We start from the raw sequence: 23,221 nt of genomic DNA on the forward strand, positions 1-23,221 counted from the left end.
TTAACTTAACAACAACCTGAACCAGGAGCGCAGGAAGCTTCTTTTGGAGATAAAGCACCTAACCTTACTTTAGGTTTAGATTGTGGAATACCACACGATTCCTTAGCTAGGCAAGCTGTCATTTTTGTGGTCAGAGCAAAAGATTCGCCGTCGAAATCAAGTCCGTACTTACCAATCGTATCACTTTGATACTCCACTTCAATTTCCAGATCCTCTAGTCCAAGTACCTTTTCGGACAGGGCAATAATGTCCAACAGCTTTTTTGCACCAAGTCTATGATCAAAATCACCATCTTCCCACAATTGAAAATTGATAACTTTCTCATCTCTAACAGTACCGCCACAATCAATAAATTTCTTATTGATCTGCCCTACTTCGGTGATGTGAAAATGAGCAGGAACTTTAGCCCCCGATGGCAAAACAAACTGAAGTTCTCCCAGATCAGGAAGCGTCGATTTAATCTCTGATAATTTCATGGTTTTTGTTTAATTGTAATATTACGATATATAAAGTCAAATTTTTTTAACAGCAATCCCTATCAACACATACTGTTGTATGCTGATCGAATAGTCCATTGAACAAAGATTTGACTGATTCCCATTTTTCTGAATTGATGCAATAGCTCACAGACACTCCTTCCACAGTTCCTTTGATCAGTCCTATTTCCTTCAGTTCTCGAAGATGCTGTGAGATGGTAGCCTGAGCCAACCCCAGTTCCTGAACCAAGGTGCCGTTCACACACACCTTTGAAGCAAGCAAATACTGCAAAATGGCTATCCGAGCTGGATGGCCCATAGCTTTTGCCAGCTGCGAAAGTTCGTTTTGCTGAGCTGTAAATAGATCTGATTTAGTTATTCCCATAATTACATTGCAATATTACGATTAAATTAATTCTATCCAAAAAATCTTCAATCTTCCTCCGGTTCTATCGACACAGTTCTGCTCAGCACTGAAGTTACATTGAAATATCCCAACACATCAGATTCACCTTGAATCACCGTGATATTAGAAACAGGATTTTGGGGAGGCGGAGAGAATAGGCCACCGTCATTATAGAGTAAATTGACCAGTTGCGAGAGATAATTGTAAGCTTTCTGGTTCAGCCGAAAAAGTTCAAGCCTGACCTTATCGCCTTCGTCAAAGGAATAATTCAGCTCCAATCCCTCCTCAAAAAACCTCAATCCAAATGTATCATCGAATAGTAAATAGTCATCCCGGTCATTTTTTAAGGTGTCATTTTCTATCACCCGAATTCGGTAATAGTTGTCTTCTTCAAATGGAATCTCTCCATAGACTTTAATGTAATATCCTTCGTCTCTAAAAAGCCTATCTTCCTGATATTCATAGGTCACACTATCGACTGTAGGTGGCGCCAAAAGTGTCCCCGAAGACGTAAACACATTATTATTCCAACGCACAGTCAGTTGATACTTCTCCCCCACCTCTGCTTTCTCTCCGGTATTTAGTGGCAAATAGCTATTTGAATACACATTATAAGCGAAAGGGATTTTACGAGCGCTTCCTTCTTCAGAGATAAACACCTCAGCATCAGATATTAATTGAGTCTCCAAGGTGTCAAAATAATCCTCAGCCAGTGAAATCTTCACCTCATTATAATACGTATTATCTGTCCATACTGCTTCAATCACCGGCACATCCCCATCAATAGTCGCCAAAGGCAAGTACACTTCTTCCTGGCAGGAAAAAGCAGCTAAGGCTAGTATCACAATCCAAAATCTATTCATGTCAAAACTGAAAATTATAAGTGATTGATGGCAAAAATGTGAAGAGGTAAGTCATCACTATGCCTTGACGGGTGGATTCTATTGGACCATCTTCACCGCTGTCGTATCGGAAATCATCGTTGTAAATCTCTCTGAATTCATAAGCAAAGGGATTTTTGCGACCATAAAGATTGTAAACTGAGAAGTTCCAACTTCCCTTCCATTTCCTTCCTTTGTCAGCATTCTTCCAGGTAATAGACGCATCCATTCTATGATAATCTGGAAAACGATCTGCATTTCTGTAATCCGAATACAGAGGAACGGATTGATTATCCACATCATATACGCCGATTGGGAAGGAAACTGCCTGCCCAGTGGTATAAATAAATGTCAACCCTGCAGACCATGAAGGCGAGAATTCATGATTCAACACCAGCGTAATATCATGTGGTCTATCGTATCGAGGATTGTACTTTTCACCCAAGGAGATTCCTGGAATCTTTCGATAGGTCCTCGAGTAAGTGTAAGCGAGCCAGCCAGTGGTTTTACCGACATTTTTTCGTAGCAAAAATTCAGCACCATACGCATAGCCATTACCGGTAAGCAGTTCAGTCTCCACATTATCTGTAAAAAGCACCTGAGCTCCATTTCGGAGATCAATCACGTTTCTGAAATCCTTATAGTATCCCTCTACAGAAAATTCCCAACGGTTTTCATCAAAATTGCGAAATAACCCAAGCGACACCTGATCCGACCGAATCGGAGGAATGTAAGTACCCGCTAAGATCCAGCGATCAATAGGCAAACCTGCGGAGCTATTTGATGCGATTTGCACGTATTGGAAATTGCGGTTGTAAGCTGCTTTAACAGAAAACTCCTCATTGATCAAATACCTAAATGCTATTCTCGGCTCCAATCCTTGGTAAAACTTGATGTTTTCGAGTGCCTTATAATTTACGGTATCAACAACAGGACTATCCGGCCCAACTACATTGTTTTCATAAATGTAATCTACTCCCCGTCCAATCTGGTTGAAAAAGCCCCAGCGCAGACCCGCTTCAGTGCTTAATCTAGGAGTGATTTCATAGGTAATTCCAGCAAAAGCACTATTCAACAAACCATTTTTTGGATTGGTAACAATAGGATCTATACTGCTATTCACCGCTGGATTTAATGCTATGGGAGCAAAATGGTAGAGCTGACTTTGGAAACCCCAAAAGCTCTGAAGCCTGTCATTTTGGAGCAAAGTCCATTGACCTTTTACCCCAGTTTCGGAGAGTTTATTTTTCCATTCAAAACCTGTATCCGGATCATCAAACTCCACACGGTAATTATATCTGGAGTGATAACCTTGCAAATCAAAAAACAGCTTCTCTGAAACGTTTCTGCTCCACTGGGCGGATGAAACCCAATTTCTCCACCCTAAGCCAAACTGCTCATCCAAGCCCAAAAAATCACTCCCTTCATAGCTAGAGACTGTCAGCTTATCTTTTTCACTGAGATTAAATGTGAGTTTGCCGCTCAAATCGTGGAAATTCAGTTTGTTATTTTTGAGATCTTCATCACTTGAAAGTTTCAAAAACAGATCTGCGTAAGTTCTCCTTCCTGAGATTACAAAGGTAGATTTGTCTGAAAAAAGCGGTCCATCCAGTGTCAATCTTGAAGAAATACTTCCAATCCCTCCTTCTCCGTGAATCTGCTCATTATTACCCTCTCGCAGCGTCACATCGATTAGAGATGATAATCGTCCTCCGAAAGAAGCCGGCATATTTCCTTTGTAGAGTTCTACCTGATCCAGCGCATCTGGATTAAACACCGAAAAAAAGCCAAAAAAGTGAGATGCATTATAGATAGGAGCACCATCTAACTGCACCAAATTCTGATCGGCAGATCCACCTCGCACAAACAAGCCAGTGGTTCCCTCTCCTGCTGTTTGAACCCCAGGAAGTAATTGCAAACTTCTGAGCAAGTCCACTTCTCCGAAAAGCGCAGGTATATTTTTGATGGTAGCTATAGGAATAGTTGCCTTCCCAGTTTCCATATTTCTGACTTGCTCATCTGGTCTTCTCTCTTGGATGATGATCTCATCTAAGGACATTTCATCAGGCTTGAGGAAAAATCGCTGGGATTTCTCAAGGTCTTTTACAGTGATCACACGAGATGAAGTTTCAAAACCAACAAAAGAAACTACCAGTCTAGCTGGCAAGGATTTTATTTTTATTTGAAAATTTCCCTTGAGGTCAGAAACTACCCCGCTAGAAATATCTCCTTCCCAGTAAACACTTGCTCCAGGGAGCGGGGAAGAGTTGTTCACATCGAGTACCTGAGCTGTAAAAACATTGCTTTCCTGAGCGATAAGCCTAGAAAAAGGAGAAATCAAAAGGAAAAGAAATAGGAAAATGCTCAGCGAAGCAGTTACTCTCATGCTTGATTTATTAGAATTGAATTCTCAAAGCTAGACGATTCAAAAAAATTAATGTTTGTTAATTATTAAGAACATTTGAATTTAGCGTAACCACTTATAGCATTCATCCTTTTAAAGTAAGCTTTATTTTATAATTTCAGGTCATGATTTGGGCATATCCGGACGTAAAACTCACCCTCTTGCTAGCCGGCATTTTCGGCTTGCTATACTTTATTTATCTGTTTCGCTTTTGGAAAATCAACCGTAAGTTGGTGGTAGAGAAGCGTAGGCTTTTTACCAAAGTGGTGATTAGAACTACCTACTTTGTGCTATTCCTAATTGCATTTGCTGGACCATCAATCGGTACATCCCTCAAGGAAATCCAGGAAGAAGGCAAAGACATCTTCATTGCTGTGGATCTTTCGCAGTCCATGAATGCGGGTGACATAGGACCTAGCCGTCTTCAGAGAATAAAATTTGAATTGAAAAACTTAACCAAAAGCTTCCCTTCGGATAGAATAGGGCTGATTATTTTCAGTTCGGAAGCATTTATGCAATGCCCCCTTACCTTCGATCAAAGCGTACTTCAATTATATATCGATGGATTGAATACGGGTTTGGTGCCGAACTTTGGTACTGATCTTAATGGACCATTGCGCATGGCAGAAGAGAGGTTTTTGAACGACGAAAGTCAAGAGATTAAGTCCAAGTCAATCATTTTGATTTCGGATGGAGAAAACTTCGGTGATGATCTGGAGGATATAGGTTCACGATTGAATAGTGAGGGAATTAAAGTATTCTCACTTGGAATAGGCACCACGGGCGGAAGCAGCATTCCTAGAGGAAATGGATTGGTAATTGATCCCCAAACTGGGAAACCTGCTCAAACTGTACTTGACCGTGCACCGCTGCAGCAAATCGCTGCAGAAACTAATGGACAGTATTTTGAAATTTCGGATGAAGTTCAGGAAATCGGGGAGCTTACTGCTGCGCTTGAGCGAGTAGAAGGTGGAGTGACTGGATCGAGAGTTGTTGAAGCTTCGGCAAATAAGTACTTTTATTTTCTATTGGCTGGCTTAGTACTTTCTTTGCTGGACATGATGTTACCAATCAAAACTATCAAACTATAAATGAGCTGGAGTAAGCTAACGTTAGCTGTTTTTCTTCTGATTCCTGCTTCCTGGACACGCGTTTCCAGGTTGAATTCCGCCATTGATTTGGCATCAGACACCTATGCCAAAGCTGAATACGAGCAATCAATCACCAATCACTTGGTCTTGATTGATGAATTTGGCTATGCGTCGCCAGAGTTGGACTATAACCTCGGACTGAGTAGTCAGTATGCGGAGAAATTGGAAGAAGCGACAGGATATTATGACAAAGCCTCCATCGCCCCCAATAAAATGTTAGCCTCATTCGCTTTCAACCAAGGGGGAGTGCTTTTAGGAGATAAAAAAGAATATGAACCTGCACTGAGCAAGTTTAAATCTGCACTGATTCAAGACCCGAATAACGAAGTAGCCAGGTACAATTATGAGTTACTGGCAAGATGGTTGCAACGTGATGAGGAACGCAAAAATGAAGACCAAGACAAGCCGGAACCATCTGAATTTGCTAAGCGGAAAAAAGCTGAGGCAGATCGATTGGTGGAACAATTCCGCTTCAAAGATGCGTTGAACCTAATGAATGAAGCCAGACTCCAAGATGAAACAGTTGATGCATATCAAGATTTCATGACGAGTCTACAAGAAATCACAGAGATCGATGAAAAATAAAATTGGAATACTTCTAGGTTTAGCTTTCACCCTAAGCATCGCCACAAGTATCGCCCAAACTTCCGGCGAATACTTTAACCGTGCAGCCAGATCTTATGTTAAGACTGAAAAAGATCAGGCATTAGCTACAGTTAACGATGGTTTGACAAAATATCCAGGAGATGCTAAACTTCAGGCTTTGAAAGAAAAGCTGGAAAAAGATAAGGAAGAACAAGAAAAGCAAGATCAGCAAAACCAAGAGAATCAAGACCAACAGAACCAAGAAGAAAAGCAGGAGCAAAAAGACAATTCTCAACAAGGTGAGGATGGGGAGCAGCAAGAGCAAAAAGAGGATGGCGAAAAAACCGACGAGGATAAAGCCAAAGAATCCCAAGCGGGTGACCCTTCTGAGCAAAGTGAGGATAAGCCTGGGGAAAATGCCAATGACCAGAAGGATGCCAATCTAGCGGACAAACAGAAAGCAATGGAAGAGTTTAAGGAGAAGCTAAAAGCTATGAATCTGACTCCTGAGCAAGCTGCACAAATATTGGAAAGCATGAATGCTGCAGAATTACGATACATTCAGCAAAACAAGAAAAAAGCCACAGAGAGACCTAAGAGAGGGATTCCTGATTGGTAAGAAAGCCGGGTGTTGGATGTCGGATGTCCGATGTTTCCTACACCTGACACCCGACATCGGGCATCTAACCTTATAAAACCCAAATAACTATGATCAAAGAAGTATATATCGTTTCGGCTGTGAGAACACCTTTGGGAAGTTTTGGAGGAAAACTAGCCGGACTAACAGCAATAGAACTTGGCAGCACAGCCATTAAAGGAGCTTTGGAAAAAGCCGGTGTTAAAGCAGAATCAGTTCAGGAAGTTTTTATGGGAAATGTAATTTCCGCTAATCTTGGACAAGCTCCTGCACGTCAAGCCTCTATAGCAGCTGGTATTCCTTATAATGTCCCTTGTACCACCGTCAATAAAGTTTGTGCTTCTGGCATGAAAGCAGTGATGTTTGGCGCTCAGTCCATTATGCTTGGTATCAATGACGTAGTTGTCGCAGGTGGAATGGAAAGTATGTCCAATGTGCCATTCTATGTTCCAAAAGCACGATTTGGCTACAAATATGGTAATGCAGAATTTGTGGATGGCCTCGTGAAAGACGGCCTCTTCGAAGTCTATTATAAATTCCCGATGGGAAATTGCGCAGACAATACGGCCAAGGAAATGAACATTTCCCGTGAAGCTCAGGATGCATATGCTATTCAATCCTATCAAAGATCAGCTGATTCCTGGGCAAAAGGTTACTTCAAAGATGAAGTCGTTCCTGTGGAGATCAAAGGCAGAAAAGGCGAGACAATCGTAATCGACGAAGATGAGGAATATAAGAATGTGATTTTTGATAAAATCCCTTCCCTTAGACCTGTATTCGACAAAGAGGGAACAGTTACCGCTGCCAACGCTTCCACGATGAATGATGGTGCTTCAGCATTAGTATTGGTGAGTAAGGAAAAAGCAGAGGAGCTAGTGTTGAAACCACTGGCGAAAATCAGAGGATTTGCAGATGCTGCTACTGATCCACTGTGGTTTACCACTGCTCCTGCCCTAGCTATTCCAAAAGCTATCAAGCACGCTGGGTTAACTGCTGAGGACATAGATTTCTATGAAATCAATGAAGCCTTCTCTGCAGTAGCTTTAGCAAATCAGAAAGAATTAAACCTTGACAATGATAAAGTAAACGTATTTGGTGGTGCTGTATCTTTAGGACATCCACTAGGAGCCTCTGGTGCTAGAATCATCAGCACATTAAACTCGGTATTACATCAGAAAAACGGAAAAATTGGAGTTGCAGGCATTTGCAACGGTGGCGGTGGAGCATCTGCTCTCGTCATTGAAAAAATGTAATCTTAGTACACGTTCACTTACCGCAGGAAAAATTCTCCTGCGGTTTCTTTTTACCTATGAACAAATTATTCCTACTAGTCGCTTTCCTCCTACTTACAAATATTTCCTTTGGGCAGGATACTATTCGTACTTATTACGACATGGAAGAAACACTGGTCAAGGAAGAGTACGTCAGAATTAACGGCAAAGCAAACGGGGTAATTAAGCGCTATGATGAAGAAGGGAACCTTGTCCAAATCGGATATTTACAAAACGATCTAAGAAATGGCATTTTTGCAGATTTAGATCCAGAGACAGGAGATACAGTCAGGACAATTCCATTTGTTGACAATATCAGGTCTGGAGAATCCAAAAGTTTTTTCCCCAGAGGAAAGATCAAGCAAACTTCTACCTACTCGGACAATCAGATAAATGGTGAGGTGATTACATATTATGAGTCTGGTCAAATACAAGACAAAACATTATTCCTGAAAAACAAACCAAATGGACTTAGCGAAACTTTCTACGAATCTGGAAATCAAGCTTCCAAAGTCAATTTCTCAGAAGGCAGGTACAATGGAAGTTTTGAGGAATTTGCAGACAATGGACAAATTCTTGTCTCGGCAAACTATGAAGATGGCGAACTGAATGGTAGAGAGACACAATACTTTGAAGACGGACAGATTCTTTCTGTCATAGATTATTCAAAGGGCGTATTGGATGGAGTTTATGAACTGAATTATCCAGATGGATCTCCCGAAAGACGGGGAAATTACAAAAAGGGCTATGAAGAAGGGGAATTAATCTCCTATCATCCAAATGGAAAAGTGCTAGAAAGGGGTGTTTTCAAGAAAGGAATCCCAATTCAGCCTACCGAAAAATATTATCCGTCTGGGAAAGTTGAACAGAAGAAGACCTTTGATAAAGATGGAAATCGAATTTTAGAAATCAATTACTATGAAAACGGCCAAGTTTATTTTGCGATAAATTACCTGAATAATAAAGCACAGGGCGAGGTTAGAATATTCCGAGCAGATGGTTCTTTGGAAGAAATCAGACGCTTCCAAGAAGGAAAAATGCACGGAAAGCGAGAATTCTTTGATGAAAATGAGAATCTGACCAAAACCGAATTCTACGAAAAAGGTAACAAAACAGATAAATAATAGATCTCGAAAGAGCAGAAAGGCAAAGCTTTTTCTATTTTTGCCCAAACGATAAAAGGATGAGTAACGCAATCAAAGAAACCAATTTTCAATTCCCTGGACAGCAGGGATTTTACAAAGGTAAAGTTCGTGATGTCTATATGTTTGACAAAGAATTGGTTGTGGTTGCATCCGATAGAATCTCTGCTTTTGACGTGGTACTTCCTAAGCCTATTCCTTACAAAGGACAGGTCTTGAATCAGATTGCTGCAAAGTTCCTTCAGGCTACTTCAGATATTGTCCCAAACTGGGTGACTTCTATTCCAGATCCAAATGTGACTATAGGAGTGAGATGCGAGCCTTTCAAAGTGGAGATGGTGATTCGTGGCTATATGTCAGGTCATGCAGCAAGAGAGCATAAGGCTGGAAAGCGTGTAATTTGTGGCGTAGCCATGCCTGAGCATTTGCGTGAAAATGATCCATTTCCAGAACCTATCATCACACCTACCACTAAAGCTGACGAAGGACACGACGAGGACATTTCCAGAGAAGAAATTCTCAAGCAGGGAATCGTGAGTGAAGCAGATTACGTACAGTTAGAAAAATACACCAGAGCACTGTTTCAAAGAGGTCAGGAAATGGCCAATGAGATGGGATTGATCTTGGTAGATACGAAGTATGAATTCGGAAAAGTTGGGGATAAAATTTTTCTGATCGACGAAATTCATACGCCGGATTCTTCCCGCTATTTCTATGCAGATGGCTATGAAGAAAATCAGGCAAAGGGAATCGCCCAAAAACAACTTTCGAAGGAATTTGTAAGGCAATGGCTGATTTCCAATGGTTTTCAGGGCAAGGAAGGACAATCTGTGCCTGAAATGACGGACGAAATTGTAGAAAGCATCTCTGATCGCTATATTGAGCTGTTCGAAAAAATAACGGGAGAGAAATTCCAAAAAGCAAACACAACAGAAATTGAGTCTAGAATTGAAAAAGCAATCCTTAAACACCTAGGCTAAAAGCCCAATAATTTATACTATGAAATATTCAATTGATAAAAAAGAACAGTACGTCATCTTCACTCCACAGGAAGAAAAATTGGATTCTTTACTTGCTCCAGTTTTAAAGTCTGAATTGTTGACGATTCATGCTGAAGGCTTCGAAAATCTTGTTTTGGACATGAGCGAAGTGAAATATGTTGATTCTTCAGGACTTAGCGCATTGCTGGTTGGAGACCGTGAGTTTGGTAAAAACGGTGGTGTTTTCATCATTTCTGGCGTGCAGGATCACGTGATGAAATTGTTGAAAATCTCAATGCTCGATAAAAAGCTAAACTTGGTTAGCTCTCTTGAAGAGGCAAGCGAAGCCATCTTTATGCATGCAATTGAAAGCGGTGAAGAAGAAGAAGAGGAGGAAGGTTGATCCCGGACTTTGAAGTCACCATATTAGGAAACACCTCTTCCATACCTGTACATGGAAGACATCATACTGCCCAAATCGTTAGATTTGGGCAGGATTTTTTACTGCTCGATTGTGGCGAAGCCATGCAGCTGCAGGCTCGCGCTTTCAAGGTCAAAGTCTCCAAGATCAACCATATCTTTATCTCACATCTTCATGGAGATCATTACTATGGATTGATAGGCTTGCTCTCAAGTTATAGTTTAGGAAAACGCACAACGCCCCTTACTATTTTCGGCCCACGAGGTTTGGATGAAATCATTACTACCAATTTCAGATATAGCAACACCAAGCTCCCCTATCCGCTGAATTTCGTAGAAACGCATGATGATGGATTGAATTTGCTTTTGGAAGACAAGCGCTATGAAGTCTACAGTTTTCCACTAAAACATCGACTTCCTACTACTGGTTTTTTGATCAGAGAAAAACATGGATTAAGGAGTATGATTAAAGAGAAACTGCAGCAAACTGACGTTCCATTAGCGGCAATTCAGGCACTTCGATCAGGAGAAAATTACAAAGACGAAAATGGAAAGATTTATAAAGTAAAGGAGTATACACACCCGCTTCCGCCTTTAAGATCTTATGCTTATTGCTCAGACACGATTTTCAACCCTGAATTGAAACAATATCTGAAAAATGTAGATTTACTATATCACGAATCTACTTTTATGGAAGACAATATCGAAAGAGCGGCTACGACCTTTCATAGTACAGCAATTCAAGCTGCAGAAATTGCCAAAATGAGCAAAGTGAAGAAGTTGCTTTTGGGACATTTCTCTTCCAGATATGTACATCTCGAACCTTTATTGGAGGAAGCCAAGAGTGTTTTTCCAACTAGTATTTTGAGCGAGGAAGGTCAATCCTATTCCATATGAACAGCATTCAGGAGTCCAAAAAAACCAATCTTTTTATCATTCTGGGAAGCATCTTCCTGACCAATGCGATTTTAGCTGAGATCATCGGAGTGAAGATTTTCTCCGCTGAGAAAACGCTTGGTTTTGATCCGGTGAACTGGACTTTCTTTGGAGCGTATTTATTGGATTTCAATTTGACAGCTGGAGCGATTATTTGGCCAGTGGTTTTTATCACCACTGATATAATCAATGAGTATTTTGGAAAGAAAGGTGTAAAAAAGATCTCATTTCTTACGGCTGGACTGATTGCATACGCATTTATCGTGATAATGATAGTTACCCATTTGGTTCCGGCAGACTTCTGGTTAGATGTGAATTCAACCACACCGGATGGAGATAGCTTTAATATCAGCTATGCCTTCAACACCATTTTTCGCCAAGGCCTGGGAATTATCATCGGTTCGTTGACTGCGTTCCTACTTGGCCAGTTAATCGATGTGTATGTTTTCCAAAAACTAAGAGCGGTCACTGGGGAAAATAAGATCTGGCTTAGAGCAACAGGATCAACGCTTGTTAGCCAGTTTATTGATTCTTTCGTCGTATTGGGAATAGCATTTTACGTTTTTGGAAACTGGAATCTCAGCCAAATTATCGCGGTGGGAATCATGAATTACCTCTACAAAATGACCGTTGCGATAGTACTCACTCCCCTACTTTACGTTGCTCATGGTATTATTGATAAATACCTAGGTAAAGATCTCGCAGAGGAAATGATTGAGGAAGCGAGTGAGAATAAAGCATTTTTGTGATAGGATTCGAGATTGGAAAATTGAAAGATTCGAAATATGATTATCCGAAATGGCACCAGTCACCCTAGATTCCTTGTTTATAAGGTTGGAAGACCGATGACCGAAAACCGAAGTACCCTCAATTCTTAAGTTTAATAAATCTTACATTGCTTTTGTCAACTTACTAGAAGTAAAGCGTATATACATAATTCGAAATTTAATTTTAACAAAACTTGCCAAAGACAAGATCAATAAAAGCCCAGAATTCAATTCTGGTTTAAATTGATTGCTAATGTTATTCCGAGTGACAAGGGCTCCATCAGTCTTACAAAATCAATTTTCAACAAATTATTATTCGCAATAAAACAATTCTATCTCACTCCAACCAAATATTTCTCTCCCAAAAGCGCCAATATTTAAGGAATATTCTAAATACTTTCGAATACAGTTTGGTATTCCAAATTATTAATCATACTTTTGCACCGTCAATAAGACAAAGAACAATTTTTCGTGCCGTGAATTCCTTACTGTCGCTTGTCGGGATATTTATTAGGACCGAATGGCAGGGAAATTAAGGAAACATCATGGATCAAACACTCAAGTTCTCAGACTTGGGAATTTCTGCGGAAATTCTTAAGTCAGTGGAAGAGATGGGCTATACCCAACCTTCCCCAATTCAATCACAAGCTATACCTTTCGTACTTCAGGGAAGAGATGTCATCGGACAGGCTCAAACCGGTACAGGTAAAACAGCAGCTTTTGCTATTCCAATTATCGACTTAGTCGATGCGGATGTAAACAAGCCTCAAGCAATCATTCTTTGCCCTACCCGTGAACTTGCTGTTCAGGTAGAAGGTGAAATTCAAAAATTGGCTCGTTATCACAGAGCAATTAATTCAGTAGCTATTTACGGTGGCGAATCTATCGACCGTCAGATCAGAGTTCTTCGCAAAGGAGTTCAGATCGTAGTAGGTACTCCAGGCCGTGTACAAGATCACATCAACCGTGGCACATTGAAGCTTGACTCAGTTGGCATCCTAGTATTGGATGAGGCTGATGAGATGCTAGATATGGGCTTCAGAGATGATATCGAAGCTATCCTTCAGGAGATGCCGGAAGAAAGACAGACTGTTTTCTTCTCTGCTACTATGGCAAGACCTATCATGGACTTGACTAGAAAATATCAGACTAATCCTGAGATTGTAAAAATCGACAAGAAGGAATTGACTGTTTCTAACATAGAACAAACGTATTACGAGGTTAAGAATCCATTGAAATTGGAATTGATGGCTCGTTTGATGAATGTTCACAACATCAACCTAAGCGTAGTATTCTGTAATACTAAGCGTATGGTAGATGAAGTTACTGAAGGCTTGATCGCTAGAGGAATTGCTGCTGATGCACTTCACGGTGACCTTTCTCAAGCTCAGCGTGATAAGGTAATGGGCAAGTTCCGTAAAGGACATTGCAAAGTACTTGTTGCAACTGACGTAGCTGCCAGAGGAATTGACGTTGACAATGTAGAGGCGGTATTCAATTACGACCTTCCATTAGACGAAGAATATTATGTACACCGTATCGGTCGTACAGGCCGTGCAGGTAGAAATGGTAAAGCAATCAACTTCGTAACAGGTAGAAGAGATAACTTTAAGATGAGAGATTTGGAAAGATATACCAAAGCTACCATCACAAAGATGTCCCCTCCTTCTGCTGCTGATTTGATCGAATTGAAAAAAGCTCAGTTCGTGAAAAGCGTAACAGAACAAGTTCAGAAAGAAGAAGACAATCAAATCTTCGAAGCAACTATCGGACAAATGCTTGCTGAAGGTCTTACCATCGATCAAGTAGCTGTTGGTTTGATGAAGTTAGCGATGGGTGACTCAGTGAAAGAAATGAGCGAGCAGAACTTCAGCATCGATACTTACGGTAATGATAGAAGAAGAGAAGGTGGACGTGACGGCGGAAGAGGCGAACGTGGCGGAAGATTCGAAAGAGGTGGAGAAAGAGGCGGAAGATTTGAAAGAGGAGAGAGAAGCGAAAGAGGTGGTGAGAGAAGAAGAGAATTCGGATCTCGTGACGGTGGCTCTAGAGATGGTGGTAAAAGACCAGAAAGAGTTCGCGAAGCAAACATGACTCGCCTATTCTTAAACCTTGGAAAAAAAGACAGAATCCGTCCAAATGATATCGTAGGTGCGATCGCGGGTGAAACTGGCGTACCAGGACGTAGCATTGGAGGAATTGATATTTATGACAACTTCTCTTTTGTGGATGTTCCTTCTAAAGATGCCAATCAGGTGATCGACGGAATGAGAAACAACACCATCAAAGGTAAGTCTGTCAACATGGAAATTTCAAAAGGTTAATAGGTTATAAGGTTTATATGGTACTAAGGCGCATTTCTAAGGAAATGTGCTTTTTTTGTGTCTAAGAAAATTCCGTATGCAACTCTTTTTCCAAGAAAACATCAGTCCCCCACTTATCCATTTAGATCCGGACGAGTCCAAGCATCTTTGTCGTGTACTTCGTAAAAAACAAGGAGACCATGTGAATGTGACCGATGGTGCTGGCAAACTTTTCGAATGTGTAATCCTAGAAGCAAACCCTAAGAAGACCAGTTTGAAAGTTCTGCAAACCATTGAAGTAGAAGTAGAATCTTTTCATATTCACTTGGCAATTGCGCCAACCAAAAGTCCAGATCGTATGGAGTGGATGGTGGAAAAAATCACTGAAATAGGTTTCCATGAATTGACCCTTTTGGAGACCATGAATTCGGAAAGAACCTACCTTAAAACTGACCGACTGGAAAAAAAGATTATTTCTGCATGCAAGCAAAGCTTAAAATATAGAATCCCTACTCTTAATCCCATTTCCAAACTAGATGAGATCTTGAATTCTAAAGAATTTGAAGATTATCAGAAATTCATTGCATACGTAGATGAGAATCACGATCACCATTTGTTCGACAGCGCAGAAGCCAATGGGAAATATTTAGTTTTAATAGGCCCAGAAGGTGATTTTGACCCAATCGAAATTGAAAAAGCTTTTAGAGCAGGGTTTAAGCCAGTATCTTTGGGACGAGCAAGATTACGAACTGAGACTGCTGGACTTGCAGCAGTTCAGATGCTTCAAACACTAAATCGATAAAATAATCGTTTTTTTCTTGTTCAGTTAAAGTTCTTGTTGAAGAACTTATAGCATTTTCATTAATTTAGAGTCAAAGACAATTTTTACCGTGCCGTACAAAGAGCGAGAAATAGAAAAGAAATATCATTCCATTGGGGAAGTAGCGCAAATGTTCAAAGTTGCGCCTTCATTAATTCGCTATTGGGAAGGTGAGTTTGATATTATCCGTCCTAAGAAAGACAGAAAAGGCAATCGCCGCTACACTAAGATCGATATCCAGAAGATCAAATACATCTATCATCTGGTTAAAGAAAAAGGATACACGCTTCAGGGAGCTCAAGAAGTGATCAAAGCTGGAAAAGAGCAAGGATTTGATAAGGTTCAAGCAGTACAGAAGCTTCAGGAGATCAAAGATTTTTTAATAAATATCCGGGACGAATTCAATGCAAAATCAGGCTCATGAGGATTTACGATACTTTCTAGCATTATCCTTAGCTCCTAAAATTGGACCTGGTGTATTTAAAGCTATTATAGCCTATTCAGGGTCAGCCACTAATTTTTTCAAACTCCCAAAAGGCAAAGTAGCCAAGACTCCTAAAGTCGGGGAAAAACTTTTAACCTTAAGAAATCAAGAATCCGAGTTACTTCGAAAAGCGGATGACCTGATTAATGAATGTGCAAAAAAGCACTTCCATATCCTCACTCCACTTCATCCTGATTTTCCTCAGCGCTTTAAAATGCAAGAGGATTCACCTGTGGTGATTTTCGCTCAGGGAAAAACAGACCTTAATTTTGAACGAAGCATAGGAATCGTCGGGACAAGAAGTGCGACAAATTATGGTAAATCAGCCACAAGAAAGATCATTGAAGATTTGGCAATTTACCAACCTACTATCATTTCAGGATTAGCTTATGGTATTGATATAGAGGCTCACCGGGCTGCACTTGCCGCCGGTCTTCCTACTATTGCTGTGATGGGTTCTCCAATCGGAAGGATTTATCCTGCAGTTCATCGGAAAACGGCCGAATCGATTTTAGAGACGGGAGCCGTTATTAGTGAATATTCGCCAAGCAGCACCATGGTTCCGGGAAACTTCCCAGCACGCAACCGAATTATAGCTAGCCTTTCCGATGCGCTAATTGTAGTAGAAGCAGCAGAAAAAGGGGGTGCCCTAATCACAGCAGAAATTGCTTACAGCTATGACAAAGATGTCTTTGCTGTGCCGGGAAACCTGCAATCCCAATACAGCGAGGGTTGCAATTTGCTAATTAAGAAAATGAAGGCAAATATTTATACCAGTCCAAGTGACGTCGTAGAAGCACTGTTTTGGAGCAAACCTGGTGAAATAAAAACTCAAAAGCCTCAACTTGACTTGACCAACAGAGATGTGGATGATCAGGCTATTTTGAAGCTTTTACAGGAAAAAGGAGAAGTAGAAATTGATTCTTTGAGCATAACCACCGAAATCCCTTTGGGATTGCTATCTTCTAAACTTCTGGCTTTAGAGTTTGAAGGGATTGTAAAGTCCTTGCCTGGGAAAAAATATAGGTTGTTGGTTTAGCAATTTTATGGATTGAATACAAAATTCGCCAATTTCATTGCCTCTCCAAATTCCAATTTATTAAGCCCTAAATCAAGACCTTCAAACTCCAATGTCTCAACCATCACTTCAGTAGCCATATTGCCCACCAGCTCATCATCGGCCATAGGGCAACCACCAAATCCTTTCAGCGCACCATCAAATCTTTTGCAACCAGCCTTTACTCCTGCCCTAACCTTCGCTGCAATATGCTCATGCTTACTATGCAGATGCGCACCAAATTCAATGTGAGGAAAAGTAGTAATCTGAAAACTCAATAAACTGGTAATCAATGCTGGATCAGCTACTCCAATCGTATCAGATAAAGAAATAATTTTAACACCCAGCTGATCCAATTTCTCCACAAACTCTGCAACCAACTCTGGAGAATAGGGATCTCCATAAGGATTCCCAAAGCCCATGCTTAAGTAAGTCACCAAGGTTTTCCCCTTCACTTCGCAGAGATTCTGAATTTCTTCAACTTTCTCCAATGCTTGCTGAATACTCGCATTCGTGTTTCTCTGTTGGAAAGTCTCTGATACAGACAGCGGAAAACCTAAGTAATCGATTTCTTGAAATTGTAATGCATCGGTTGCTCCTCTGACATTCGCAACAATCGCCAAGAGTTTGCTTTTTGAATTATGTAGATCAAGAAGTTCTAAAACCTCGGCCGTATCACGCATTTGAGGAATTGCTTTAGGACTTACAAAACTCCCGAAATCCACCGTGTCAAACCCGACCTCCAATAATTGATTAATATAGGCCGCCTTAATCGCTGTGTCAATAAATTCAGGTATTCCCTGCATGGCGTCCCGAGGACATTCTATCAATTTAATCATAGCTAAAGTTACCAAAGATCGATTACTGTAGGGCTGAGATCCTCAAGATTATACCAAGTTCTAAAGTAAATTTTGCTTTATAAGTAAAACATAAACCCTCTAGAATCCACTAAGAACTGGACAGATTTTGGAAAACTTGGGTAATAATTCTCATAAAATGGGGAAAACAGCTAATCAACAAATAACTCATTCAAGGTTAAAAAAGCACGCTAATTAATCGCAATTGCACTTTTTCTAATTCTTACATGCCAACTGTGGGATTGGATTCAATATTGTATTAAGTGCAATAGAATTTAACCACTAACAACCTTTTTACAACCAAACCAATCTAGAAAATGAAAACGAAAGCAAATTTAATTATCGGAGCAGCAGTAGCTACAGTAGCTTTGTATTCTTGTGACACGAAAAATTACACAGAACAGGATCGCATAGAAGTAACTTCTAACCTTGAGAATTATGTGGATAGTGTAGAAAATGCAGTGCAAATGATTCCAGTTCACAATTGGTCTGTGATCGATGAGAGATACGACAGCCTAGACGCTAGGGCCGAAAAAATTTACAACGATTTGAAAGTTGAAGATGACAACATCGAAATACTCGAAGAACGCTACGAGACCGCAGTGAAAAATGGTAAAGCTGAGGAAGAGAACTTTGAGAGAACTGCCGACATGCATATGAAAAATGTAGAAACTTGGTGGGACAAGACTGCGGCAGATATAGAAAAAGGAACAAAAAACACGGCTGATGATATCGAAGAAGCTACCCAAGAAAGTATGGATTGGCTTGAGAAAAACTTCGATAAACTCGGTGACGAGAGTAAGAAAAAATATGAAGAAATCACCATGAAGCTTCACAAAGACTAATACTTACAGTTCAATAAAAAAGCCTTCTGAATTTAATTTCAGAAGGCTTTTCTTATGTATAGGACACAGAAACTAAAATATTTCCTTCGCAATTTTATAGGTAGTATCGGCCTTACTCATGGTATAGAAATGTAAAGATGGCACCTTCTTTTTCACCAATTCCTTGCATTGCTGAATAGACCATTCTATTCCAACTTCCTTCACCTCAGCATTGGTTTTACACTTTTCCAATTCATCCATCAGCGGATCAGGCAAGTCCAAAAAGAACGTACGGGGAAGCATAGTGATCTGTCCTAACGTAGTGATTGGCTTAATTCCAGGAATGATTGGTACAGTAATCCCAGCAGCTCTGACTTGGTCTACAAATTCAAAGTATTTCTCATTGTCAAAAAACATCTGAGTTACGATATATTCTGCTCCTTTCTCGACTTTTTCCTTGAGGTACTTCAAGTCAAACTTCATCGAAGGCGCTTCAAAGTGTTTTTCTGGATATCCTGCTACCCCCACGCAGAAATCAGTTTGGAACCCAATTTCAGTCTCTTCATGAAGATATCTTCCTTCATTCATTCGCTTGATTTGCTCCACTAACTCACTAGCATACCCATGCCCTTCAGGTTCACGAATAAATTTCCCTTCAGTTTTAGGCGCATCCCCACGAAGTGCAAGCACATTTTCAACTCCAATAAAGTTTAAATCGATCAGTGCATTTTCGGTTTCTTCCTTAGAAAAACCTCCACAAAGAATATGTGGAACAGCATCGACGTGAAAGCGATTCATGATTGCTGCGCAAATCCCTACCGTCCCAGGACGTTTTTTGGTACTGATTTTTTCCAGCAAACCATTTGGATGCTTTTTATAAATGTACTCCTCTCGATGATAAGTCACATCCACAAAAGGAGGTTTGAAATCCATCAAAGGTGCGATTCCCTCAAGTAATTCATTCAGACTTTGGCCTTTTAAAGGAGGTAAAATTTCAAAGGAAAACAGCGTTTTCTTCGCGTTACCTAGGTGTTCGGTAATTTTCATCAGGTTGGTTCTACTAGGGTTAAATTAGGTTGATAAGCAAGGTTTGGAGACAGCAATCGCTCTGCATCACGAAGGGAAATACCTTTACGGTCTGCGTAGCTGGCCACTTGATCTTCTCCTATTTTGCCGAGGCCAAAGTATTTACTTTCAGGATTTCCAAAGAAATAACCGGAAACGGAAGAGGTAGGATACATCGCATAGCTGGAAGTAAGCTCGATTCCTATCTCATTTTTCATATCCAAAAGCTGTGAAATCGTCTCCTTTTCGGAGTGTTCAGGACAAGCCGGATAGCCTGGTGCTGGTCTGATACCAAGGTATTCTTCCCGGACAAGGGAATCATTTTCCAAATTTTCATCCGGAGAATAGCCCCAATATTCCTTTCTGACCAACTCGTGAATATATTCAGCTGCTGCCTCTGCTAGTCGATCTGCCACAGATTTGAACAAGATATCGTTGTAGTCGTCCCCAGCTTTTTGAAACTCAGCTAATTTTGACTCCATACCAATCCCTGAAGTCACAGCAAAGCAACCCAAATAGTCCTGTTTGGAAGGATGCAAATAATCCGCTAGCGAACGATTTGGAACGCCTTTCCCCTTTTTACCTTGCTGGCGCAAAAAGTGAAAGGATGCTGCTTGAATTCCATTTTCATCAAAAACGACCGCATCATCCGCAGCTCTTTGAACTGGATAAAGTCCAAAAACAGCATTCGCAGAAAGCCACTTTTCCGAAATTACTTTGTCGAGCATTTCGTTGGCTTCATCATAGACTTTCTTGGCTTCTGCACCCACTACTGGATCAGAGAAAATCTTTGGGAATTTGCCACTCAGCATCCAGGTACTGAAGAACGGAGTCCAGTCAATGTACTTTCGTATTTGATTCAAATCCAGATTCTTCAATACTGTGCGCCCCAATTTCTTCGGCACAACAGGAGAATATGAATCCCAGTCAATTTCTACTGGATTAGCTTTGGCTTCTTCATAAGAAACAAGCTGCTTCACAGATTGCTTAGCTTCATGCTCCACGCGAAGTTGAGCATAGATCTCTTTATACTTCAATCGATAAGCTTCTTTAGTCTCCTCAGAAATAGCTTCTCCGGCGATAGGAACAGACTTACTAGCATCCATCACATGGATTACCGTTCCGCTGTAAACTGGATCTATTTTCACAGCAGTATGAATTCTCGAAGTCGTCGCACCACCGATAAGCAAAGGAATCTTGATCCCCTGGCGCTCCATTTCTGAAGCCACATTCACCATTTCATCCAAAGATGGGGTAATCAAACCACTGAGCCCGATAATATCTACCTTATTCTTTACCGCTTCATCTATTATTTTCTGTGCGTCAACCATCACTCCCAAATCAATGATTTGGTAACTGTTACAAGCTAAGACTACTCCCACGATATTCTTACCAATATCGTGAACATCGCCTTTGACAGTTGCCAAAAGGATTTTTTTCAAGGATGATTCCTCAGCTCCTTCCTCTGGTAAAGGCATAAATGGCTCTAGATAAGCAACCGCCTTTTTCATCACACGAGCAGATTTCACCACTTGCGGAAGGAACATTTTCCCTTCGCCGAATAGGTCACCCACCACATTCATTCCATCCATCAATGGCCCTTCGATGACTTTCAGTGGATTTTTCAGCTCAAGTCTCGCTTCCTCTGTATCCTCTACAATAAAATCCAAAATCCCTTTCACCAAGGCGTGCTCCATTCGCTTGGCCACAGGATCTGAGCGCCAAGCCTCATTGACAACTTCTTTTTTATCCGCAGACTTTACAGTTTCAGCAAAATCAAGTAATCGCTCTGTGGCATCCTCTCTTCGATCGAAAAGCACATCTTCGACACGCTCAAGCAAGTCTTTAGGGATATCATCGTAAATCTCCAACATGGTTGGATTCACGATCCCCATGTCCATCCCACTTTTAATTGCATGGTATAGAAATGCAGCATGCATCGCTTCTCTCACTGGGTTATTTCCACGGAAAGAGAAACTCACATTACTGACTCCACCACTTATTTTGGCTCCTGGAAGATTAGCTTTTATCCATTTGGTAGCATTGAAAAAGTCTAGGGCATTTTTGCGATGCTCATCCATCCCAGTAGCCACCGGGAAAATATTCGGATCGAAAATGATATCCTGAGGATTGAATTTCACTTGGTCCACAAGTACTCTATAACTCCTCTCACAAATCTCGATTCGCCTTTCGTAAGTATCAGCTTGCCCCGCTTCATCAAAGGCCATTACGACCACCGCCGCACCGAATTTCTTCACTGTTTTGGCCTGTTCGATGAATTCAGCTTCACCATTTTTTAGGGAAATAGAATTTACAATTCCTTTTCCCTGCACACATTTCAATCCCGCGACGATAATCTTCCATTTCGAACTATCGATCATGATCGGAATTCGGGAAATCTCAGGCTCTGAAGCAATCAGGTTAAGGAATTTGACCATAGCAAATTCGCCGTCAAGCATTCCTTCATCCATGCAGACATCTAGTACTTGCGCACCTCCCCGAACTTGGTCCAGTGCTACTTCCAGCGCTTCATCATAATTCCCATTCAATATCAAGCGGGCAAACTTCTTGGAACCGGTGATATTGGTTCGTTCGCCTACGTTGACAAAATTAATTTCGGGTGTAAAAACCAAGGGCTCTAAGCCCGATAGTTTCATGTAGTTAGTTCTTGCCATCTTCTCAGTCCAACGTTTCTTCTAATTCTTCTTCTTGTAATTTTCTAGGCTGAAAATTTGCAGCCATATGTGCTAATGCGGAAATATGCTCAGGCGTAGTACCGCAGCATCCACCAAGGATATTTAGCATTCCTTCTTTCAAAAAGTCTCTCACCTGATCAGCCATTTCATTGGCTCCTTGATCGTACTGCCCAAATTCATTTGGTAAACCGGCATTTGGATAGGCACTCACAAAGAACGGTGCCTTATTTGCCAACACTTTCAAATAAGGTCTCAATTCTTTTGCACCCAAAGCGCAATTCAATCCTACCGAAAGTAAAGGCACATGGGAAATAGAAATCAAAAATGCTTCAGTCGTTTGACCTGAAAGTGTTCGTCCGGAAGCATCGGTGATTGTTCCCGAAATCATAATTGGAATACCTCCGTCCTTTGGATCCAAAGGAATATTTCTTTCCTCGTAGACATCCTGAATCGCATACAACGCTGCTTTAGCATTCAAGGTGTCAAAAATTGTCTCCACCAATATGATATCTGCTCCCCCATCTAATAATCCTCTTACTTGCTCAGAATATGCCTCCGCAAGTTGATCAAAAGTGATCGCTCGGTAACCAGGATCATTTACGTCCGGAGAAAGCGAAGCCGTTCTATTTGTCGGTCCGATTGCACCGGCTACGAAGCGAGGTTTAGCTGGATTCTTTGTGGTGAATTCATCTGCAACTTCCCGAGCCAGTTTTGCCGACTCAAAATTGATCTGATAAGCCAAATGAGAAAGGTCATAATCAGCCTGAGCAATCGTGGTGGCGGAAAAGGTATTTGTTTCAATAATATCGGCTCCAGCCTTGAAATATTCTGCATGAATATCCTTGATGATCTGAGGTTTGCTCAGAGACAGCAAATCATTATTTCCCTTCAACGATTTGGGATGATCAGCCAATTCAGGAGTTCTAAAATCTTCTTCGGTCAGCGTATATCGTTGAATCATGGTTCCCATGGCTCCATCGAGTATCAAAATTCGCTGAGAAAGTTGCTGAAGTAGGGATTCCGTTCTGTTTTGCATACTGTTGTTTCGTTAATCAAAAA

At 40.9% G+C, this 23,221-nt stretch carries 22 protein-coding genes; 14 read left to right on the forward strand and 8 right to left on the reverse strand.

Features of this window, described 5'->3' with window-relative positions:
* Positions 1-5: 5 nt before the first annotated feature.
* The 4 genes from AACZ87_RS18950 to AACZ87_RS18965 are packed head-to-tail and all read right to left on the reverse strand — an operon-like array spanning position 6 to position 4,149.
* Positions 6-476 carry a DUF6428 family protein gene (locus AACZ87_RS18950; protein ID WP_339869507.1) on the reverse strand — a complete coding sequence of 157 codons (471 nt, stop codon included), beginning with the start codon at positions 474-476 and terminating at the stop codon, positions 6-8.
* Between the two features lie 46 nt (positions 477-522).
* On the reverse strand, positions 523-861 hold the full coding sequence (locus tag AACZ87_RS18955) for a metalloregulator ArsR/SmtB family transcription factor (RefSeq protein WP_339869508.1): 339 nt from the start codon (positions 859-861) through the stop codon (positions 523-525).
* Positions 862-908: 47 nt separating this feature from the next.
* Positions 909-1,745, reverse strand: a complete 837-nt coding sequence (locus tag AACZ87_RS18960) for a DUF4249 family protein (RefSeq protein ID WP_339869510.1) — start codon at positions 1,743-1,745, stop codon at positions 909-911.
* A gap of 1 nt (position 1,746) precedes the next feature.
* Positions 1,747-4,149, reverse strand: a complete 2,403-nt coding sequence (locus AACZ87_RS18965; protein WP_339869512.1) for a TonB-dependent receptor — start codon at positions 4,147-4,149, stop codon at positions 1,747-1,749.
* A gap of 143 nt (positions 4,150-4,292) precedes the next feature.
* Here AACZ87_RS18965 and AACZ87_RS18970 point away from each other — a divergent pair, with 143 nt between their 5' ends.
* The 13 genes from AACZ87_RS18970 to dprA all read left to right on the forward strand — a co-directional run bounded on the left by AACZ87_RS18970 (position 4,293) and on the right by dprA (position 16,702).
* Positions 4,293-5,258: a VWA domain-containing protein gene (locus AACZ87_RS18970; RefSeq protein WP_339869513.1), complete on the forward strand. Its 966-nt coding sequence runs from the start codon at positions 4,293-4,295 to the stop codon at positions 5,256-5,258.
* A complete protein-coding gene (locus AACZ87_RS18975) occupies positions 5,259-5,903 on the forward strand; it encodes a hypothetical protein (RefSeq protein ID WP_339869515.1) in 645 nt (214 codons plus the stop codon).
* A complete protein-coding gene (locus AACZ87_RS18980; RefSeq protein WP_339869517.1) occupies positions 5,893-6,522 on the forward strand; it encodes a hypothetical protein in 630 nt (209 codons plus the stop codon). Before AACZ87_RS18975 ends, AACZ87_RS18980 begins: the two co-directional genes overlap by 11 nt.
* 92 nt (positions 6,523-6,614) lie before the next feature.
* On the forward strand, positions 6,615-7,793 hold the full coding sequence (locus AACZ87_RS18985; protein WP_339869602.1) for an acetyl-CoA C-acyltransferase: 1,179 nt from the start codon (positions 6,615-6,617) through the stop codon (positions 7,791-7,793).
* 56 nt (positions 7,794-7,849) lie between these two features.
* A complete protein-coding gene (locus AACZ87_RS18990; RefSeq protein ID WP_339869519.1) occupies positions 7,850-8,935 on the forward strand; it encodes a hypothetical protein in 1,086 nt (361 codons plus the stop codon).
* Between the two features lie 59 nt (positions 8,936-8,994).
* A complete protein-coding gene (locus tag AACZ87_RS18995) occupies positions 8,995-9,933 on the forward strand; it encodes a phosphoribosylaminoimidazolesuccinocarboxamide synthase (RefSeq protein ID WP_339869520.1) in 939 nt (312 codons plus the stop codon).
* A gap of 19 nt (positions 9,934-9,952) precedes the next feature.
* Positions 9,953-10,336, forward strand: a complete 384-nt coding sequence (locus AACZ87_RS19000) for an STAS domain-containing protein (RefSeq protein ID WP_339869521.1) — start codon at positions 9,953-9,955, stop codon at positions 10,334-10,336.
* On the forward strand, positions 10,333-11,250 hold the full coding sequence (locus AACZ87_RS19005) for a ribonuclease Z (protein WP_339869522.1): 918 nt from the start codon (positions 10,333-10,335) through the stop codon (positions 11,248-11,250). Before AACZ87_RS19000 ends, AACZ87_RS19005 begins: the two co-directional genes overlap by 4 nt.
* Positions 11,247-12,038 carry a queuosine precursor transporter gene (locus tag AACZ87_RS19010; protein WP_339869524.1) on the forward strand — a complete coding sequence of 264 codons (792 nt, stop codon included), beginning with the start codon at positions 11,247-11,249 and terminating at the stop codon, positions 12,036-12,038. Before AACZ87_RS19005 ends, AACZ87_RS19010 begins: the two co-directional genes overlap by 4 nt.
* Before the next feature lie 563 nt (positions 12,039-12,601).
* On the forward strand, positions 12,602-14,380 hold the full coding sequence (locus AACZ87_RS19015; RefSeq protein WP_339869525.1) for a DEAD/DEAH box helicase: 1,779 nt from the start codon (positions 12,602-12,604) through the stop codon (positions 14,378-14,380).
* Positions 14,381-14,456: 76 nt separating this feature from the next.
* Positions 14,457-15,161 (forward strand): RsmE family RNA methyltransferase, encoded by a 705-nt coding sequence (locus AACZ87_RS19020; RefSeq protein ID WP_339869526.1) that lies wholly within the window; start codon positions 14,457-14,459, stop codon positions 15,159-15,161.
* An 88-nt stretch (positions 15,162-15,249) separates the two neighbouring features.
* The gene (locus AACZ87_RS19025; protein ID WP_339869528.1) at positions 15,250-15,603 is read left to right on the forward strand and encodes a MerR family transcriptional regulator; all 354 of its coding nucleotides are present in this window, start codon (positions 15,250-15,252) and stop codon (positions 15,601-15,603) included.
* A complete protein-coding gene (dprA, locus tag AACZ87_RS19030; protein WP_339869530.1) occupies positions 15,584-16,702 on the forward strand; it encodes a DNA-processing protein DprA in 1,119 nt (372 codons plus the stop codon). The genes AACZ87_RS19025 and dprA overlap by 20 nt, the downstream gene beginning before the upstream one ends.
* 5 nt (positions 16,703-16,707) lie before the next feature.
* Here dprA and AACZ87_RS19035 read toward each other — a convergent pair whose 3' ends face one another.
* Positions 16,708-17,559, reverse strand: coding sequence for a hydroxymethylglutaryl-CoA lyase (locus AACZ87_RS19035; protein WP_339869532.1), 852 nt, complete (start codon positions 17,557-17,559; stop codon positions 16,708-16,710).
* 335 nt (positions 17,560-17,894) lie between these two features.
* Between AACZ87_RS19035 and AACZ87_RS19040 the strand changes: the two genes are divergently transcribed.
* The gene (locus AACZ87_RS19040; protein ID WP_339869533.1) at positions 17,895-18,422 is read left to right on the forward strand and encodes a hypothetical protein; all 528 of its coding nucleotides are present in this window, start codon (positions 17,895-17,897) and stop codon (positions 18,420-18,422) included.
* Between the two features lie 72 nt (positions 18,423-18,494).
* On the opposite strand, the gene metF is transcribed toward AACZ87_RS19040, so the two are convergent.
* Genes metF through AACZ87_RS19055 form a run of 3 tightly spaced genes read right to left on the reverse strand, consistent with a single transcriptional unit; the run spans position 18,495 to position 23,198 of the window.
* Entirely contained in the window at positions 18,495-19,448 is a 954-nt protein-coding gene (gene metF, locus AACZ87_RS19045) for a methylenetetrahydrofolate reductase [NAD(P)H] (RefSeq protein WP_339869534.1), read from the reverse strand.
* On the reverse strand, positions 19,448-22,141 hold the full coding sequence (gene metH, locus AACZ87_RS19050; protein WP_339869536.1) for a methionine synthase: 2,694 nt from the start codon (positions 22,139-22,141) through the stop codon (positions 19,448-19,450). The genes metF and metH overlap by 1 nt, the downstream gene beginning before the upstream one ends.
* A gap of 4 nt (positions 22,142-22,145) precedes the next feature.
* Positions 22,146-23,198: a homocysteine S-methyltransferase family protein gene (locus tag AACZ87_RS19055; RefSeq protein WP_339869537.1), complete on the reverse strand. Its 1,053-nt coding sequence runs from the start codon at positions 23,196-23,198 to the stop codon at positions 22,146-22,148.
* Between the last annotated feature and the right edge of the window lie 23 nt (positions 23,199-23,221).

Origin of the sequence: uncultured Algoriphagus sp. (genome assembly GCF_963974365.1) — a bacterium.
Taxonomy (GTDB): domain Bacteria; phylum Bacteroidota; class Bacteroidia; order Cytophagales; family Cyclobacteriaceae; genus Algoriphagus.